The 19,205-nt window shown below is 37.4% G+C and carries 15 protein-coding genes and 3 tRNA genes; 14 read left to right on the forward strand and 4 right to left on the reverse strand.

Annotation, left to right across the window (positions count from 1 at the left end; genetic code table 11):
* The first annotated feature begins 5 nt into the window (after positions 1–5).
* Entirely contained in the window at positions 6–1,607 is a 1,602-nt protein-coding gene (locus FFS26_RS09245; RefSeq protein ID WP_137904892.1) for a sulfatase, read from the forward strand.
* 41 nt (positions 1,608–1,648) lie between these two features.
* Complete coding sequence (locus FFS26_RS09250; RefSeq protein WP_228406476.1) at positions 1,649–2,746, forward strand: formylglycine-generating enzyme family protein; 1,098 nt, start codon at positions 1,649–1,651, stop codon at positions 2,744–2,746.
* Positions 2,747–2,748: 2 nt separating this feature from the next.
* On the opposite strand, the gene glgP is transcribed toward FFS26_RS09250, so the two are convergent.
* Positions 2,749–4,413 carry an alpha-glucan family phosphorylase gene (gene glgP, locus FFS26_RS09255; protein WP_110009523.1) on the reverse strand — a complete coding sequence of 555 codons (1,665 nt, stop codon included), beginning with the start codon at positions 4,411–4,413 and terminating at the stop codon, positions 2,749–2,751.
* A gap of 203 nt (positions 4,414–4,616) precedes the next feature.
* On the opposite strand from glgP, the gene FFS26_RS09260 reads away from it, so the two are divergent.
* The 5 genes from FFS26_RS09260 to FFS26_RS09280 all read left to right on the forward strand — a co-directional run bounded on the left by FFS26_RS09260 (position 4,617) and on the right by FFS26_RS09280 (position 11,376).
* Positions 4,617–5,414 (forward strand): hypothetical protein, encoded by a 798-nt coding sequence (locus tag FFS26_RS09260; RefSeq protein WP_110009522.1) that lies wholly within the window; start codon positions 4,617–4,619, stop codon positions 5,412–5,414.
* A gap of 199 nt (positions 5,415–5,613) precedes the next feature.
* Positions 5,614–7,716: a T9SS type B sorting domain-containing protein gene (locus FFS26_RS09265; RefSeq protein WP_110009521.1), complete on the forward strand. Its 2,103-nt coding sequence runs from the start codon at positions 5,614–5,616 to the stop codon at positions 7,714–7,716.
* A gap of 84 nt (positions 7,717–7,800) precedes the next feature.
* Positions 7,801–8,391 (forward strand): DUF1572 domain-containing protein, encoded by a 591-nt coding sequence (locus tag FFS26_RS09270; protein ID WP_110009520.1) that lies wholly within the window; start codon positions 7,801–7,803, stop codon positions 8,389–8,391.
* A gap of 66 nt (positions 8,392–8,457) precedes the next feature.
* Positions 8,458–9,804, forward strand: a complete 1,347-nt coding sequence (gene mtaB, locus FFS26_RS09275) for a tRNA (N(6)-L-threonylcarbamoyladenosine(37)-C(2))-methylthiotransferase MtaB (protein WP_110009519.1) — start codon at positions 8,458–8,460, stop codon at positions 9,802–9,804.
* A gap of 54 nt (positions 9,805–9,858) precedes the next feature.
* Positions 9,859–11,376, forward strand: coding sequence for an FMN-binding glutamate synthase family protein (locus FFS26_RS09280; protein WP_110009518.1), 1,518 nt, complete (start codon positions 9,859–9,861; stop codon positions 11,374–11,376).
* Between the two features lie 63 nt (positions 11,377–11,439).
* Here FFS26_RS09280 and FFS26_RS09285 read toward each other — a convergent pair whose 3' ends face one another.
* Entirely contained in the window at positions 11,440–12,207 is a 768-nt protein-coding gene (locus FFS26_RS09285) for a hypothetical protein (RefSeq protein ID WP_110009517.1), read from the reverse strand.
* A gap of 55 nt (positions 12,208–12,262) precedes the next feature.
* Between FFS26_RS09285 and FFS26_RS09290 the strand changes: the two genes are divergently transcribed.
* Complete coding sequence (locus FFS26_RS09290; protein WP_110009516.1) at positions 12,263–12,700, forward strand: RNA-binding S4 domain-containing protein; 438 nt, start codon at positions 12,263–12,265, stop codon at positions 12,698–12,700.
* 19 nt (positions 12,701–12,719) lie between these two features.
* On the opposite strand, the gene FFS26_RS09295 is transcribed toward FFS26_RS09290, so the two are convergent.
* On the reverse strand, positions 12,720–13,235 hold the full coding sequence (locus FFS26_RS09295; protein WP_137904893.1) for a shikimate kinase: 516 nt from the start codon (positions 13,233–13,235) through the stop codon (positions 12,720–12,722).
* 115 nt (positions 13,236–13,350) lie between these two features.
* On the opposite strand from FFS26_RS09295, the gene FFS26_RS09300 reads away from it, so the two are divergent.
* The 3 genes from FFS26_RS09300 to FFS26_RS09310 all read left to right on the forward strand — a co-directional run bounded on the left by FFS26_RS09300 (position 13,351) and on the right by FFS26_RS09310 (position 13,669).
* Positions 13,351–13,423, forward strand: a tRNA-Lys gene (locus FFS26_RS09300).
* 35 nt (positions 13,424–13,458) lie between these two features.
* Positions 13,459–13,541, forward strand: a tRNA-Leu gene (locus tag FFS26_RS09305).
* Between the two features lie 55 nt (positions 13,542–13,596).
* A tRNA-Lys gene (locus FFS26_RS09310) sits at positions 13,597–13,669 on the forward strand.
* 183 nt (positions 13,670–13,852) lie between these two features.
* Here FFS26_RS09310 and panC read toward each other — a convergent pair.
* Complete coding sequence (gene panC, locus FFS26_RS09315) at positions 13,853–14,701, reverse strand: pantoate--beta-alanine ligase (protein WP_110009515.1); 849 nt, start codon at positions 14,699–14,701, stop codon at positions 13,853–13,855.
* Positions 14,702–14,871: 170 nt separating this feature from the next.
* Between panC and FFS26_RS09320 the strand changes: the two genes are divergently transcribed.
* Genes FFS26_RS09320 through glmS form a run of 3 tightly spaced genes read left to right on the forward strand, consistent with a single transcriptional unit; the run spans position 14,872 to position 19,190 of the window.
* A complete protein-coding gene (locus tag FFS26_RS09320) occupies positions 14,872–15,642 on the forward strand; it encodes a glycogen/starch synthase (RefSeq protein ID WP_110009514.1) in 771 nt (256 codons plus the stop codon).
* Between the two features lie 14 nt (positions 15,643–15,656).
* Entirely contained in the window at positions 15,657–17,306 is a 1,650-nt protein-coding gene (locus tag FFS26_RS09325) for a DUF4270 family protein (RefSeq protein WP_110009513.1), read from the forward strand.
* A 30-nt stretch (positions 17,307–17,336) separates the two neighbouring features.
* On the forward strand, positions 17,337–19,190 hold the full coding sequence (gene glmS, locus FFS26_RS09330; RefSeq protein WP_110009512.1) for a glutamine--fructose-6-phosphate transaminase (isomerizing): 1,854 nt from the start codon (positions 17,337–17,339) through the stop codon (positions 19,188–19,190).
* Positions 19,191–19,205: the final 15 nt, after the last annotated feature.

A 19,205-nucleotide genomic window follows, 5' to 3' on the forward strand; every position in this document is an offset into this window, starting at 1 on the left:
ATCTCATGAAGAATTTCAATTTTTTAAAAATACTATTCATTATATCGATTTGTAACTGCATAGCGGTAAGAGGTGAAAGTTTTAATAAAGCCAATCCTAAACCAAAAAGGACTACTATCAGACAAACAAGACCCAATATCCTGTTTATTCCTATTGATGATTTAAGACCTGAAATGGGTTGCTATGGAAACACAGTTATAAAAACTCCTAATATGGACAAGCTTGCAGCAAGAGGAGTTGTTTTTAATAGAGCCTATTGCCAGCAGGCTGTATGCAACCCCTCACGGGCAAGCCTCCTTACAGGTTTGAGACCAGATTCTGTTCGTGTATGGGATCTTCAGACAGATTTCAGGAAAAACCTGCCGGATGTGATCACTCTTCCGCAGGTATTCAAAAATAACGGGTATTATACCGTAGGAATCGGAAAAACCTTTCATAACACTTTACCTGATGGTAAATCCTGGAATGAAGAACTTCATGTAAACGGATATCCCTTCGATCCTGACGCTGTGTATCAACTGGAGAAAAACAAGCAGATTCAGAAAGAAAAGGAACTTGCCCTTCAGAAAATAGGAAAAGGAAAACCGGATGCTTATGGATTTATCTATACAAAGGCGAATTCTGTTGAAATGGCCGACGTTGATGATGATGCCTATTATGACGGAGCGCAAACAACCATGGCCATTCAAAAGCTGAAAGAATTAAAAGGAAAAGATAAGCCTTTCTTTTTTTCAGTAGGTTATTACCGTCCGCATTTGCCATTTAACGCTCCTAAAAAATACTGGGATTTGTATAACAGAAACGATATACCGCTTGCGAAAAATCAATTCATACCTGAAAATGCTCCGGAATTTGCCGTACATGGTGACAGCGAACTGAGAGCTTATAAAGACAGATCAGACCTTCCTTTACCATCGGAAAAACCTTATGATGTGGAAAAGCAAAGGGAGCTTCTCCATGCGTATTATGCATCTGTCTCTTATACAGATGCTCAGATAGGAAGGTTGTTAAAAGCTCTTGATGAATTAGGACTGAGTGAAAATACGATTATTGTATTGTGGGGAGACCATGGCTGGAAACTGGGAGAGCATAACAGCTGGTGTAAACAGAGCAACTACGAGATTGATACCAGAGTACCGCTTATTATCAGCGGGGCAGGAGTAAAAGCAAAAGGAAAATCAAGCAATGCTCTTACAGAATTCGTAGATATTTACCCTACTTTATGTGATATGAGCGGAATAAAAATTCCCGATTATCTTCAGGGAACCAGTATGAAACCTTTGCTTTCGGATCCTGAACGTAAGTGGAAAACAGCAGCCTACAGCCAGTTTTTATTAGGAAGATTCGGAGTAAAAACGAGAGGTGTGCAAAATGTAGAAAGAATGGGATATGCCATCCGTACCGACAGGTATCGATATGTAGAATGGTTCGAATGGAATAAAGAGACTGAAAAGCCCGGAGCTTATCTGGCCCGAGAGCTTTATGATCATAAAAATGATCCTGACGAAAATATAAATATTGCTGAAGAAGTTCCTTCAAAAAAAATAGTCAATCAACTTTCCTTACAGTTGAAAAAAGGATGGAGATACAGTAAACCGAAATCATAAAAACTGTAAATATTCAGATAAAGATGATGTTTTCCATAAAAATGATAATTTGTACAGGAGTATTAAGTTTGGTATGTTCCTGTAATAAAAATAAAGCCGTAGAACCTGTGGGAAATAAACCCGGGCATACCTGCATGACTATTCCCAAGAGATTAGGGACAACAGATTCTTCTCATATCAGTTTTAATGGAAAAGCTTCTCTGGAAGCAATGGTGCTAATCCCCGGAGGAGAGTTTGATATGGGAGGTGATAATAGTCAGGCTGATCCGGACGAATACCCTAAACATAGAGTGAAGGTTTCTCCGTTTTATATGGATATAACCGAAGTAACGAATGCCCAGTTCTGTAAATTTGTAAATGCTACAGGCTATATCACAACAGCAGAACGGAAACCAGATTGGAACGAATTAAAAAAAAATCTGCCCAAGGGTACTCCAAAACTTCCGGATAGTTTATTGGTAGCTGCTTCATTGGTGTTTAAACCGACAACCAAGCCTGTGAATCTGAATGATTTCAACCAATGGTGGAAATGGGTAAAAGGGGCGAGCTGGAAACATCCGCAGGGGCCGGCAAGCAATATTGAAGGAAAAGACAATTATCCGGTAGTGCATATAAGCTGGGATGATGCGCAGGCCTATTGTAAATGGTCAGGTAAACGTTTGCCCACAGAAGCAGAATGGGAATTTGCAGCACGGGGCGGATTAAAAAATAATATATATCCATGGGGAAATGAACCCGTCAATGAAGGAACTCCTAAAGCAAACAGCTGGGAAGGAAAGTTTCCGTACTTTAATGAAAAGAAAGACGGCTATGGTACCCTTGCCCCTGTACAATCATTTAAAGCCAATGGATATGGATTGTATGATATGGCTGGAAATGTTTGGGAATGGTGCAGCGATTTATACAATTATGATTACTATCAAAAACTGGAAGGCAGGCTGGTTTTAAACCCTCAGGGTGCTGACAGATCTTATGACCCTCAGGAACCTTATAGTGTTAAACGCAGTCTTCGTGGAGGGAGTTTTTTATGCAATGATAGCTACTGCAGTGGATACAGGGTGGCCCGGCGTATGAAAAGCAGTCCTGATACAAGTCTTGAACATACCGGATTCAGGTGTGTTCAAGACATTGCTCATTAATTCTATTTTTGATTATTATAGAGGATTCTGTAGTATTCATCCGCCATTCTGTCACTGTTGAAATGATCTTTTACATCATCCATTGCATTGTGCTGGATTTTTCTCCATTCATCAGGACGGTCGTAATAGGTGGGAAGAATTTCATTTTCAAGAATTTCATACAACTTATTTAAATCATAATTATCCTGTTCGTAAATACTCATATTCAGATAATCTGCTTTGGGCACTACGAAGGAGTTTTCTCCATGTTTGGCAAATTCCGGGATCCAGCCGTCATCTGTAGATAAATTGACAGATCCGTTCATGGCAGCCGTCATACCGGAAGTTCCTGAAGCTTCCCTTGGAACCCTTGGGTTATTAAGCCATACATCAGAGCCCTGTTTTAAAGACTTGCTTAAAGAAAGTTCATAACCCGTAAGAACAGCCATATTTTTATGATTTTTACTTTCTTCAACCAGGGTATTGAATGTAGAAATTGCAGAGTAGTCCATTGGGTAAGGTTTTCCTGCCCAGATAATCTGTACCGGATATTTTGGATTGTTCAGAAGTCTGTAGAATCTTTCTTTGTCATGGAGAAGAAGTTCTGCCCTCTTGTAGCCGGCAAATCTTCTGGCCCAGACCATGGTAAAGACATTAGGATTAAATAAATTTCCTGTCTGATCTGCAACAATGCTGAACAGTTTTTTCTTCAGATATTTCTTACGGAAATCAAAAACGGTTGCGTCGTTTTCATCTTTTGCATTGTATAAAGGCTTATCAGACCAGTATTTAAATTCCTGAGCATTGGTGATAGACGTGATTTCACAGATTCCCGGATATTTATTCCACATGGCTCTGGAAACAACCCCATGAAGCTGGGAAACCCCATTGGCCATTCTTGCCATTTTCAATGCACATAGAGAATGATTGAAACGGTCATCATCAGATCCTTCAATCTTTTTCACTTCTTCCATGCTGTATCCCGAAAAATAGGACATGTCATAACATAATCTGAAGCTGTGCTTTTCATTACCAGCTTCTTCAGGAGTATGAGTGGTGAAAACCAGTTTTTCTTTAACTTTATTCAGATCTCCGTTATATTTTCTCAGGAGATAAAAAGCTGCCGGAAGCCCATGGGCTTCGTTAAGATGGTAAACTTCTCTCTCAATGTTCATTTCATCCAATAGCTTGGCTCCTCCTTTCCCCAATAAAATATATTGAGCAAGTTTTGTAGATTCATTCGCATCATACAGCTTGTGACAGATTGTTTTTGAAACGTGATCATTTTCCGGAACATCCGTAGAAAGGAAAAACATGGGGGCCGTATTGAAAATTTCAGGATCAAGGTACCAAACTTTTACCCAAACCGGAGCACTGTGGATTTCGATTTGAAATTTTATTCCTGTATCCTCAAGAAAACTGTACATCTTTCTCGTCCATACAGGTTGTAAAGTCTGATCGTGGTTTCTTGCCTGGTCATAATAACCAAATTTCCATAGGATACCGATTCCAATAAGATCCTGCTTAAGGTTATAGGCACTTCTCATATGAGATCCTGCCAGAAAGCCAAGTCCTCCAGAATATATTTTAAGTACCTGCTCAAGAGCAAATTCCATTGAGAAATAAACGGCTTTTTTTGAATAGTGAGGATTAATCGTGTAAGGTATTCTGAAATTCCTGAAATCCATAAATGTGGGTTTGTGTTTAAAAAGGCAAAGGTATTAATTATGAAAATAAACTTTACATTAATTAATCGATAAATTAATTAAAAACTAAGTGTTGAATTGTTTTTTTGCTTATCTTTAAGAGTGTAAATTTTTGATTATCAAAAACTTTTAATGATGAAAGCCAATGGCTGCATGTGTTCTTTAATTAAATAAAAAAATCACACATGAAAAAGACATTTTCTGATGAAGATCTGATCAAGAATCTGAGTTTATATTACCTGAACAGGCATTTGAAAAAAAAGCCCATAGAGAAGTATCACCGTACCATAGACGAATCTCCGCTGCACGATCGTGAAAAATACAGAAAGAAATCCGAGATTCTTCTTCTCAACTCTTTTATGCATCATTTTCCCGAAGTGAAATTTGAAAACCTTACCTGCGAGAGTCCGGACTTTATCGCCAAACTGAACGACAAAAAAATCGGAATAGAACTGACCGAAGTAATCAACCATCTGGAAATGAAAAAAGTGGAAAGCACTTTAAACAAGATGTTCCGTCAGGCAGAAATATTATTAGAACAGGAAGACACTACGAAATATCGTGGTGTTTATTTTTTGGAGTTCCACCCGGCAACCAAATTTGATAATCTGGAAGTACAACAGGAAAACGTTATCAGTATTTATAAAAGCATTAAAAAAAATAAGCCTGTAGGCTGTGTAAAAAGTCTGAGAAAATCTTTTCACCGCAGAAATGTCTTTATCACTCATGAATATAGCATGAATTTATTTGATGAACTGTGCTCCGAAAAGATTCTGGAACTTATTGAAAAGAAGAACGAAAAATTTCCTTATTATGACACCTCAGTAGATGAATGCTGGCTGGTGATTGTTTCCGATATGAATTCTATTGCCTCAAGATATACTTTCATTCAGGATAAGGAACATTTGAAAGAAGTAAAAAGTCCTTTCCATAAAATATTTCACCTGGAAAATCTTTGTGGAAATATTACAAGTATAAAATAAAGTGAATGTTATTTGTGTTTGATTATTTTGTTGTATATTTTGATATAATGTAGGTTATTTTGAATTATTCTATGTTTTAATTTGTAATAGTTTAAAATTGTTTAGATTTTATTGTTTTTAATTAAAATTAAGTTATATTTGATGTGTATTGATTATCAATGCAATGTGTAACTGATATAACCATAAAAACATTAAATCTATGAGGAAACTTTTACTTTTCATACTTCTATGTCTCTCTCATACTTTCTATGCCCAGGCTGACTGTGCTACTGCACTTTCCGTTTGCGGAAACTCAAATATCACATATAGCCCTACCGGATATGGTAATATTAAGGAATTGGTCAACTCCGGAAGCTGTATAGATTTTACGGGAGAACACAACTCAATCTGGTATAAAATTACAATCGCTACAGGAGGTACACTTACCTTCGACCTTGTCCCGAATAATCCTGATGCCGATTATGACTGGGCGATTTTTGGTCCTAATGTAAATTGTGGAAATTTAGGATCACCGATCCGTTGTAATGCTGCAACAGTTATCGGACCCGGGCCTGCTACAGGATTGAATATGACAAGCACGCTTCTAAGCGCTGCAGGAGGTTCCCTGACTCCTTATTGCAGATATCTTGATGTTTTACCGGGACAGACTTATTATTTGTTTATCGACAACTGGGTAAGCAGTACCAGCTCTACAACCGCTCCGTTTTCTTTGACATGGGGAGGAACTGCCACACTGGCTTCACCATTTACAGATCCGGCTATTCAGACCCAGCCATTTATTCCTCCGGGCATTCCTGCAGCGAATCCTGCAGACCCACGAGAAGTGGTAATATGCTCTGCTACAGCTTTATTTGATTTTTCTACATTATCCTCCGGAATTCTCAATGGAAATCAAAACTTTGGGGTAAGTTATCATCTGAGTCAGAATGATGCCTTAACGGGGAATAACCCTATTACAGCTCCTATTACAGTCAATACAACAACGGTCTATTATTACAGTATCAATTATACCGATCCGGCCAATGCATCTAATCCGCTCAACAAATGTAAGCAGGTTGGAACATTTAAATTTAAAAATGGTTCTATCACAGCAACAAACGCAACTTTGACCCAGTGTAACAATAATAATGCAGGGACAGCTTTATTTGATTTAACCACAGCAGATGTTATTGCAAACCCTAATGTTACTAAGAAATATTATCCTACAATGGCGGATCTCAATGCCGGAACCAATGAGATTACCAACCCAATGGCATTTGTGTCTGCAGAAGGAGTTATTTACGTAAAGGTAATATCAGAATTTGGCTGTACTGCAGTGGCACAGATTACGTTGAAATTTTATCCCGTTGTAGTCGTGAATGAAACAACTTTGAGATCATGCTTCATCGAATCCAGTCCAGCCACCGCTTCTTTCAATCTTGTCAATGCTTCAGTAACCGGGCAGACCAATCCGACAAAAAAATATTATCCTTCATTGACAGATGCTGTTAATCAGACCAATGAAATCCTGAATCCCAATAATTACATTGCACCCAATGGTTTTGTGTACATAAGGGTTTCTAATGCTCAGGGTTGTTATAATGTGGCTAAAGTTACTTTGATCGTTATTCCGCCTGTCTATTCTGATAAACTTAAAGATGTGACTATTTGTGCAGAAGACCAGACTACGCTGGATGCAGGGCCCGGATTTAAAAGTTACGAGTGGAGTACAGGAGCTACTACACAAACCATTAAAGCAGGAATAGGAGTATATTGGGTAAAACTTAAAACAGGAGAATGTGTGACAACACAAACGGTAAAAGTGCTTCCTTCCGAGCAGCCGGTTGTTTCCGGGATTGATATTTCGAACAATACAATCACAGTATCCATAATAGGTGGAACTCCGGCTTATAAATATTCAATAGATAATATCATCTGGCAGGATTCCAATGTTTTCAATAACCTTTCCAGAGGAGATCATAAAGTATATGTAAAAGATGCTTATGATTGTGATCCGATAGAAATTGGAATCGTTGTACCTAATTTGATTAATGTGATAACCCCTAATGCAGATGGAATAAATGATGTTATCGACTATTCAGCCCTTGCCAACAAACAAAATCTGATCATGAATGTTTTCGACCGTTATGGAAATAAAATCTTCCAGGCAGACCGATCCAACGGCTACAAATGGGATGGAACCCAGGGTGGAAGAAGAGTCCCTACAGGTACATACTGGTATTCTATCACATGGAATGAAAATGATAAAAAGAATACGGCCATTAAATATACAGGCTGGGTTCTGGTGAAAAACAGAGAATAATAATAAAACAGATAGAAAAAACCACTTCAATTGAGGTGGTTTTTAGTTTTAAAAGTTATTAAATTAGGAAATAAAATAGAAAGAATGAAAGACCTGTTTGTAAAACGCTTTGAGTATTATAAATCGCTTGGTGATAAAACCTTTGAACAGTTAACAGATGAGCAGATGTTCTGGCAGTATAATGAAGAAAGTAATTCTATTGCTGTGATTGTGAAACATCTTGCAGGAAATATGCTTTCACGATGGACTAATTTCCTTACCGAAGATGGTGAGAAACCTTGGCGTAACCGTGATGGAGAATTTGTCAATACTTTTACTACTAAACAACAGGTTCTTGATTTTTGGAAACAGGGTTGGGAATGCTTTTTTGATGCTCTAGATAAAATAAACGAGGAAAATCTCTACTCAACAACATATATCAGGGGAGAAGCACATCCGGTGATTGATGCAGTTCTTCGTCAATTGGCTCATTATCCTTACCACATCGGGCAAATTGTTTATATCGCTAAAATGATAAAGAATGAAAATTGGAATACACTTTCTATTGCCAGAAACCGGTCTCAGGAATTTAATACAGAAATGAAAACCAAATTTTCAGGTCAGGATACAGCTCCCAATTCGTCGCCCGTCTGCTTTCAAAACAGCCCTGAAGTAAGAGATGAATATAAACAATAGATTGAATCAATCTTGAGTTCTTATTAAAATTACTATCTTTGCACCCATAAAATTCAGGAGTAACAAATGTCTACTTTTCACAGAACTGCCGCGTTTCATACACTGGGCTGCAAATTAAACTTTGCAGAAACATCTACTATTGCCCGTCAATTAACAGATGCAGGTTATGAGAAGGTAAGTTTTGATGAAAAAGCCAATGTATATGTTATCAACACCTGTTCAGTAACAGAAAATGCTGACCGTGAATGTAAACTTCACGTGAAAAGAGCAATGAAAGCCAATCCGGAAGGACTGGTCGTTATTGTAGGATGCTATGCACAGCTAAAACCTGAAGAAATTTCACAGATTGAAGGCGTTGATCTTGTTTTAGGAGCAAAAGAAAAATTCAATATTCTGAGCTACCTTGACGATTTGGAGAAATCTGAAAGTGAAGGTGTAGTTCACTCATGTGAAATTGAAGAGACCGATTTCTTTATCGGAAGTTATTCTATAGGAGACAGAACCAGAGCTTTCCTGAAAGTACAGGATGGCTGTGATTACAAATGTACCTACTGTACTATTCCATTAGCCAGAGGAATTTCACGTTCAGATACCATTGAAAATGTTCTCAGAAACGCCACGGAAATCGCTGCAAAAGATATCAAAGAAATTGTTCTTACAGGAGTAAATATCGGTGATTATGGTAAAGGAGAATTTGGAAATAAAAAACACGAACATACCTTTCTTGATCTTATTTCAGAACTGGATAAAGTAGAAGGAATAGAAAGAATCCGTATATCTTCCATCGAACCTAATCTTTTGAAAGATGAAAGTATTGAACTGGTTTCTAAAAGCAAAAGCTTTGTTCCGCATTTTCACATCCCGTTACAATCCGGAAGCGATGATCTCTTGAAAAAGATGAAACGTCGTTACCTGACCAAACTGTATAATGACAGAGTAAACAAGATCCGCGAGGTAATGCCTGATGCGGCTATCGGAGTAGATGTTATTGTAGGATTCCCGGGAGAAACAGAAGAAAGATTTATGGAAACCTATAATTTCCTTAATGAACTTCCTATCACTTACCTTCACGTATTTACCTATTCTGAAAGAGAAAATACGGAAGCTGCAGCTATGGACGGAGTAGTTCCCGTAGCGGAAAGAAAAAAACGTAATAAAATGCTGAGAATTCTTTCTGAAAAGAAGAAAATGGCATTTTATCAGACTCAATTGGGGAAAACGCTGCCTGTTCTTTGGGAACACGAAAATAAAGACGGGAAAATGTTCGGCTTCACAGAAAACTATGTGAGAGTCCAGAAAGACTTTGATCCTGCATCCGTAAATCAAATTGAATTTCTGAATTTAGAAAAAATCCTGTCAGATGGCACGGTTTCTGTGCAATCTTCTTACCAAAATTTTTTAGCAAAAGCGTAGGCTCTTTGCTAAAATTCTACTAAATTTATTTTTAAACTTTTAAATACTACATTCATGAGAGATAAGTTTTTATCTTGGGGAATTGTATTAGTAGCTGCTACATGGATTATAGCAATACTGATCAGAGCGCATTATTGGATACCTACGCTGTTATCCGCAATTTATGCATTGGGTGTTTACAATGCTTACCAATCGAAACATGCTATTTTGAGGAACTTTCCTGTATTGGGATACTTCAGGTATTTTTTCGAAAGTATTTCACCCGAAATGCAGCAATACTTTATTGAAAGGGAAACAGATGGGAAGCCATTTCCAAGAAACCAGCGTTCCGCAGTATACAGACGTGCAAAAAATTTAAGTGATACGGTAGCTTTTGGTACGCAGCTGGAAGTAAATCACAGAAAGTATGAAGGGATCAAGCATTCTATTTATGCAAAATCACCATCAGAAGAACTTCCGAGAGTATGGGTTGGAGGAGAACAGTGTACACAGCCTTATCATGCTTCTTTATTTAACATCTCAGCAATGAGTTTCGGGGCCTTGAGTGACAGAGCACAGATTTCACTGAACAGAGGTGCAAAAAAAGGAAACTTCTATCATAATACAGGGGAAGGAGGAATTTCACCTTATCACCTGGAAGGAGGAGATCTTTGCTGGCAGATCGGAACAGGATATTTCGGATGTCGCGACGGCGAGGGAAAATTCAATCCTGAATTATTTACAAAATATTCCACCCTTCCTAATGTGAAAATGATTGAAATCAAATTATCACAGGGAGCAAAACCAGGACACGGAGGAGTGCTTCCGGGAGTAAAAAATACACCGGAAATTGCAGCGATTCGTCATGTCACACCGGGAATGACTGTTATTTCACCACCCTCACACAGCGCTTTTTCTGATGCTGCCGGATTGCTGAGGTTTGTACAGCAGCTAAGAGAACTTTCAGGAGGAAAGCCGATTGGTTTTAAACTTTGTATCGGTGATACCAAAGAATTTGAAGATATCTGTGTGCAGATGAATGTATTGAAAATTTATCCTGATTTCATTACCATAGATGGTGCAGAAGGAGGAACAGGAGCTGCACCACCGGAGTTTTCAGATGGAGTAGGGATGCCATTGGAACCTGCTTTGATATTTGTGAACAGAACGCTTAATAACTATAACCTGAGAAGTAAATTAAGAGTGATTGCCAGTGGTAAAGTTCTTACCAGTCTTGATATTCTGAGAGCCATTGCCATGGGAGCCGATATGTGTAACAATGCCAGAGGATTTATGTTCTCTTTGGGATGTATCCAGGCCCTGAGATGTAACTCCAACAATTGTCCTACAGGAGTTGCTACACAGGATAAAATGCTTATTAAAGGACTCGATGTAACAGATAAGGCAGAAAGAGTGTATCACTTCCATAAAAATACACTTCACACCTGCAATGAACTCATTGCGGCTGCAGGAAGAAGTTCTTATGAAGAAGTAGACGCCACCATGTTTATGAGAGGAGATGAGTTTGACCACCTTGCAGATCTTTATTTCCCGGATATTTTAGGAAATGTAAAACAGAAAGCAAGATCGTAATTAACATTACATATAACAAAAACACCGCCATTTATGCGGTGTTTTTTATTGTATGAATATTTTTTATTGTTGTTGTTCTGTTGTCTGTTTATCACTATCAGGTCTGTCCTCTCTTCCATAAATCTGAAAGTTGAATACAAAAGTTCTGTTTCTGTAAGACATGTTTGAATATGGATAATGAGGGTTTCTTGCAAAAGCAGCTCTGGAAGGAACAATGATTACTCCCTGTAGGTTGTAAGGTGCCTCACTGGAAAGATTATTGTATGCTTTGAACTTCTGTAAAGCTTCTCTGAACCCAGGGATTTGATAATATTTTGCTTTTTTTGCAGCATCAGTTGTACCAGCTTCCAGTATTGATTTTTTTACATAATAATATGTAGGGTCAATAACAGGAACACCTGTTCCGTCAATAGTATTTAAAAAAGCGGTTTTTGATGTAAATGAAGTGTTTCCGTCAGAATTAACCGCCAGGTAAGAGTATGCTCTTCCCATGATTTTAATAATATCAGTATCTCCAATGGTTTTTGCAGAGGCAGCTGGTGGCTGAGCTCCGTCTCTCATAATGTAGATAGTTCCTGAAGGTAGTGTTATGGGACTCAGTTCAGACAGCTTCTTTTCAGTATCATCCGCAGTATCTGTAGAACTGAAAGCTTTTATATTACCCTGTGCATCCAGATAATTCTCATCCATGAACTTCTTAATGGCCTGATCATCATACGTGTTTTGCGTAGCAACATCTTCCGGCTCTACATAGGTTGATACATCATCATCTTTCTTACAAGCAGAAAAACACAAAGATCCTGCAAGGATATATAAAAATATTTTTTTCATTTCAAAAAACTTTAATTACTTTACAAATAATATAACGGCAAAAGTATAAAAAAATATGAGAATAGATAAATTTTTATGGAGCATTCGTTTTTATAAGACGAGAAGTATTGCAGCAGAGGAGATTAAAAAGAACAGAGTTTCTATAGGAACGTCTGCCGTAAAGTCGTCTAAAGAAGTAAAAGAAGGAGATACGATCAAAATCCGTAAGAATCAGATTGATTATAAAATAAAGGTAATTCAGATCCCCAAAAGCAGAATTGGAGCCAAGCTGGTGCCTCTTCACATTCAGGACGTCACAGACAAAGAACAATACGAATTGCTGAAACTTCGTAAAATGTCACAGGATTATTACAGAAACAAAGGAGAGGGAAGGCCTACCAAAAAAGACAGAAGAGAAATGGATGAATATGTAGGCAACGATATCGACTCCGATTTTACAGACTGGGATGATTTCTTCGGAGAGACCGGCAGTGAAGGTGAGGATGAAGATTAATATAAAAAGTAAAAAAGCTCTAGAGATAGAGCTTTTCTATTATTTCGTTAACGATGTCTTCCGGTTCTCTGGAATCTGTCCTGACAGTGAATTGTGCTTTGCTGTAAAACTGATTTCTTTCAAATAAATGTTTGGCAATAAATTCCGGAAGGTCTTCATCTGATATATTGGCAATCAGCGGCCTTTTTTCTTTCTGCTTTGAAAGTCTTTCCACCAGTGTTCCCACTCCGGTTCTTAAAAAAACGCTCTTGGAGTTGTGATTAATGATCTCCATGTTATTATAATACACCGGGGTTCCTCCGCCAAGACTTAAAACTACATTTTCTTCAGAAGCCAATATCTCTTCAAGTGCCTCCCTTTCCAGTTTTCTAAAGTAAATCTCTCCCTTTTTCTCGAAAATTTCGGGGATGGTTAATTTATTTCTTCTGGAAATCTCTTTATCGAGGTCAATTAATTTAAAATCGATTTTTTCGCTTAATATTTTGGAAATGTGCGATTTGCCACTTCCCATGTATCCGATCAATGAAATTACCATGAATTTTTTTTGAACAAATTTGCGAAAAAGTTTTGAGATAAAGAAAAAAGTCATATCTTTGCACCACTTAAAACAAGGGACATTACTTAAATGAAAACTTGTTGCACAAGTGGCCGACTCGGTAGCTCAGCTGGTAGAGCAATACACTTTTAATGTATGGGTCCTGGGTTCGAATCCCAGCCGGGTCACTAGCAATAATAATTACTTAATTTGTGATTTTATTGCCTGCGTGGTGAAATTGGTAGACACGCCATCTTGAGGGGGTGGTTTCCTAAGGATGTGCTGGTTCGAGTCCAGTCGCAGGCACTGCAAAGAAAATTTTATAATTAATATTGAAATTTATTTCATTTTAATTGTGGCCGACTCGGTAGCTCAGCTGGTAGAGCAATACACTTTTAATGTATGGGTCCTGGGTTCGAATCCCAGCCGGGTCACAAGTTTACTGAAAAGTAAATTTTTTTCATATTAATATTTTGTGATTTGGTGTTTCAAAGGCTTCCTTCAGGAGGCCTTTGATTTTTGTATGCATCAAGGTTGTAAAATAATGTTTGCCTTACTTTATTCAATAAAAAAATCCCCGACCTAAGTCAGGGATCTGATATTTAAATCTGGAAAGATTAATCCAGATGCATATTGTCAATTAATCTTACACCATCTACTACCACTACAATAAATGCTCTGAAGCTTCTGTCTTTATAGAAAAAATCAGTCTCCTGTAATGTTTTTTCATCAGCAATCAGGAAATATTCCAGTTTCATTCCCTGCTGATCATCAAAAATATCAGCTACTCTTTCCTTGATTTCCGGAATCGTAACCGTTCTGAACCAGTCGTTTACTTTTTTTAAAGTCTCATAAATTACTTTAGAGGCTTCTCTCCGGTCTTCATGAAGTCTTTGATTTCTTGAGCTTAGCGCCAGTCCGTTTTCTGCCCTGTAAATAGGAACTCCGGTTATTTTAACAGGAAGATGCTTTTTCTCTACCATTTTTTTAATAATAGCAAGCTGCTGAAAATCTTTTTCACCAAAATAAGCATTATCAGGCTGTACCTGTCTGAAAAGTTCTTCCACAACAGTTCCTACGCCGTCAAAATGGCCCGGTCTTGATTTACCTTCCATCTCATTTTCCAGTCCGTCAAAATCATATCGCTGGCTTTCGGCTTTCTCAGGATAAATATCTGCTACTTCCGGAATATAAACTGCATCTACAAGGCCAGAATTCTGAAGAATCAATATATCTCTGTTGACGTCTCTTGGATATTTTTCAAGATCTTCAGGATTGTTAAATTGAGTTGGATTTACAAAAATCGAAGAAATAACAAGATCATTTTCCTTTCTTGCCTCTTCATACAGAGAAAGATGGCCTTTGTGAAGGGCACCCATGGTAGGGGCAAAGCCAATTCTTTTTCCCATTTCTTTCTGTCTTTCAATGAAATCCTGAAGGACTTTTCTGTTTTTTAGAACTTCCATAGTTTATTTTAATACTATTTCAAAAATACTAAAAATATCGCATAATAATATGTGGTTTTAATAATTTGAAAAGGGAATTTTCGTAAAAAAATGTTAATTAAAATAATGTTGGATGTTTTTTTGTAATTTTGCACATTAAAGCATTTTTACAAAAATTAGATAGAAAGTTTATGCCGAATCAAAAAATACTGTACATTACTACAGAGATGTATCCATATCAGGAAGATACAAATATGGCTGCAGTGGTAAACAAAATGGCACTTAAGATGCACCAAGAAGGCAATGATGTAAGAGTTTTTATGCCAAGATTTGGACAAATAAGTGAGAGAAAATTCCAGCTTCATGAAGTAATCCGTCTTTCAGGGATGAATATTATTATCAATGATCTGGATCAGCCTCTGATCATTAAAGTAGCGTCTCTTCCGGGGGAAAGACTTCAGGTTTACTTTATTGACAATGAAGAATACTTCAAAAGAAAACAATATTATTTCGACGATGAAGGAAACCCTTTTGAAGACAATGACGAAAGAGCTATTTTCTTTGCCAGAGGTGTTATTGAAACCATTAAGAAACTAAACTGGGTACCAGATGTTATCCATTTAAATGGATGGATGTCTTCTTTTGTTCCAATTTATCTTAAAACGTACTACGAATCAGATACTTATTTCAAAGACGCAAAAATTATACTTTCTCTTTACAATGAGAAAGATGCCGACCTGGATAAAAAGATTGACGAAAAACTGCAGTTTGATAATATTTCAGGATTAAAAGCGTTAGATAACCCAACGATTAAAAGTTTTGTTATCGAAAGTATGAACTATGTAGATGCCGTTGTGAAAGGTGATGAGTTTCTGGATGAAGATCTGGATAAGGCTTTCAACGAAACTGCTACCCAAAAATCAGAGTATCTGGACATAGATTCAATAAATCAACTTTATTAAAAAACACATTTTTAATGACTCATAATCTTAAAAGGACCTTCGCCATACTTTTGATGGCGTTTTTCGGAAGTACATTCCTTCATAACTGTGAACCGGATCCGGATTCTCTTGGTGAGCAGTTGTTTAATGATGATGCAGCACAAGGTAATGAAATTGCATATCCCGTTATCGCATACAATTATAGTAACAACGATTCAATCAGAAGTGATGCTGCCAGACTGATCAGTGCGGTAAGCGAATCTGGTGCGGCTTCCTATGTAGGTGTTCTTGGAGCATTTACTGAAAACCAGTTTGGAATGCAGAAAGCTTCTTATGTTACTCAACTGAGAATGCCGGTAGATAATTATGATTTTAACGGAGCGAATCCAAAAGTAGATTCTGTAGTTCTTGTAGTGAGACCACCTGCAAATACTGCTGCGAATACCTACTTCTTTGAAGGCGATTCATTAAAAACAAAAACATTTGAGAAAACTGATTTCCCGGTAGATGGAGTTGCTACAGCAGTTTCCATTGAAAAGAAAATGTACCCTGTTCGTAAATACGGTAAAACAGCAGGTTCAAAATCAATGAAAATCAACGTACATGAAGTAACCACGTTCATCGATGCAAATGATGACAGTTTCAAACGTTCCAATAAAACAATAAGTACTGGTGAACTGCTGGGATCAGGAGTATTTGACGGTACTATCAATTCTACATCTATCACTAAAAAATCTGACAACTCAGTTGTATTTACCGGAAACTTAGGATTCAGAATGAAGTTGAGTAATACGGACTTTTTCCAGACTCATATTCTTGATAAAAAAGGAAAACCTGAGCTTCAGGATGCTTCCAACTTCATCAGATATTTTAAAGGAATAAAAATTTCAGTAGATGAAACGGATAAATATCTTTACCAGTTCTCTCCTAATGATTTACAGCTTATCATGTATTATAAATATGATAAAACAGAGAACGGAACAACAACAAGACCACAGACAACCCTTAATTTCAACTTAGGAGGTTCTAATGCGCATCTCGGTCTGTATGAATACAGCAGATCCGGATCATCTGTTGCGGCTGCATTGGCTGCAAGTAATCCTAGTGAAGGTGATGAAAGACTTTTTGTTCAGGGAATGGGAGGACCTTCAGTGGTAGTTAAGATAAAAGATGAGACGATTGCAAAGCTTAAGGATATTTTTGTTAAAGATAAAGCAGGTATTGTAAGTGCTAAAATCAGAATCTATCTTGATGCTGCGACGTGGAAAAATACAGGTTCTACCGAAGACCGCAGATTTTCACTTTTAACCAATACATTAGATGCTGGTGGTAAAATTGATTACAAAAAACTGGCGTTCACTTCAGATCTTACCAACGGACTTGGATTGTATTATTTTAAAGATAAACCTGAGCCAGGTTATTATGATTTTGTCGTAACAAAAACAGTTAAGGATCTTGTAGAAGGGAAGAAAGAAACAGTAGATGGAACTGAACAGCTGGTTGTTAATAAACCTTTAATAATCAGCGCAGGAACATTTGCTGCCAATGCTACAGGAACCCTTTTAGGAGTTCGTAATACAACAAGAGCATTTGATATGAACAGAATTATTCTTACAGGAGTAGATAAAACCAATACGAATCCGAAGAGAATCCAGTTATTGGTGACTTATGGAACGAAAAAATAGAACAACAAACAACACTATACAAAATAAAATATGTGCGGAATAGTAGGATATACAGGATTTCAAGACGCTTATGAAATTGTAATTAATGGTCTTAGAAGATTGGAATATAGAGGGTATGACAGTGCCGGAATTGTTTTAGAAGGTTCAGATAACAAGCTGGAAGTAGAAAAAACAAAAGGTAAAGTGGAGGATTTGGTGAATATTTCCAAAGAGCTAAAAGGAAAGTCTAAAATTGGAATGGGACACACCCGTTGGGCAACCCATGGAGTTCCAAGTGACAGAAACTCCCATCCGCACTTGTCAAACAACGGGAAAATTGCAATTGTACACAATGGTATTATTGAAAACTATGATACCATTAAGACAATGCTTACTGAAAAAGGATTCACTTTCAAATCAGAGACAGATACTGAAGTATTGGTAAACCTTATCCAGTATTTTATGGATCTTAATCCTGAAATTGATTTCCCTACAGCAGTGAGATATGCATTGAATGAAGTATATGGAGCATATGCCATCACTGTACTTCATGAAGATTATCCAGGTGTATTGGTCGTAGGAAGATTAGGATCTCCTTTAGCAATCGGAATCGGAGATAAAGAATATTTTATCGCTTCTGATGCTTCTCCTTTCGTAGAATTTACAAAAGAAGCTATATATCTTGAAGAAGGACATATGGCAACGATCTCTCTTGAAAACGGAGTAGATATCAGAACCATCAATGAAAACTCTAAAATTGAGCCTGAAATTCAGGAGCTTAAATTAAGCCTTGAACAGATAGAAAAAGGGGGATACGAGCATTTCATGCTTAAAGAAATCTTCGAGCAGCCTAAATCTGTACACGATACAATGAGAGGTAGACTTCTTGTAGATGAAGGAGTTATTAAAATGGCAGGAATCTGGGATCATGTTGAGAAATTCAAAAACGCCAACAGGATTATTATCATTGCCTGTGGTACTTCATGGCATGCAGGTCTTATCGGAGAATATCTGATTGAAGAATATGCAAGAATCCCTGTTGAAGTAGAATATGCATCAGAGTTCAGATACAGAAACCCGATCATTACAGATAAAGATGTGGTAATTGCTATTTCTCAGTCCGGAGAAACCGCTGATACAATGGCTGCTTTAAAATTAGCAAAAGAAAAAGGTGCATTTATATATGGTATATGTAATGTTGTAGATTCTTCTATAGCAAGAATTACAGATGCAGGTTCGTATACCCATGCTGGCCCGGAAATCGGGGTTGCTTCTACCAAAGCATTTACAGCACAGCTTACCATTCTTACTTTAATTGCCTTTAAATTAGGAAAACACAACGGAAACTTAGGAAACGCTGAATTTATGAGCTTAATTGCTGAGCTTGATGCTATTCCTAAGAAAATTGAAGATGTGTTAAATACCACTCATGAGCTTACGCAGAATATTGCAAAAGATTTTGTGAAAGCTACCAATTTCCTTTATCTGGGAAGAGGATACAATTATCCTGCAGCCCTGGAAGGAGCATTAAAATTAAAAGAAATTTCTTATATCCATGCAGAAGGATACCCGGCTGCAGAAATGAAGCACGGTCCGATTGCCCTGATCGACGAAAACATGCCGATTGTAATTATAGCGCCTAGAAAAGGCCACTATGATAAAATTGTGAGTAACGTTCAGGAAATTAAAGCGAGAAAAGGTAAAATTATCGCTGTAGTAAATAAAGGAGACCGTCAGGTGAGCGAAATGGCAGATTATGTTATCGAAATCCCTGAAACTTCAGAATGTTTCTCTCCAATCGTTGCTTCCGTACCTCTTCAACTGCTTGCTTATTATATTGCAGTATATAGAGGAGCCAACGTAGATCAACCGAGAAACCTTGCAAAATCTGTTACCGTGGAATAAAAAGTTGTTGTAAAT

This window comes from Chryseobacterium sp. 2VB, assembly GCF_005503635.1.
Classification (GTDB): Bacteria; Bacteroidota; Bacteroidia; order Flavobacteriales; family Weeksellaceae; genus Chryseobacterium; species Chryseobacterium cupriresistens.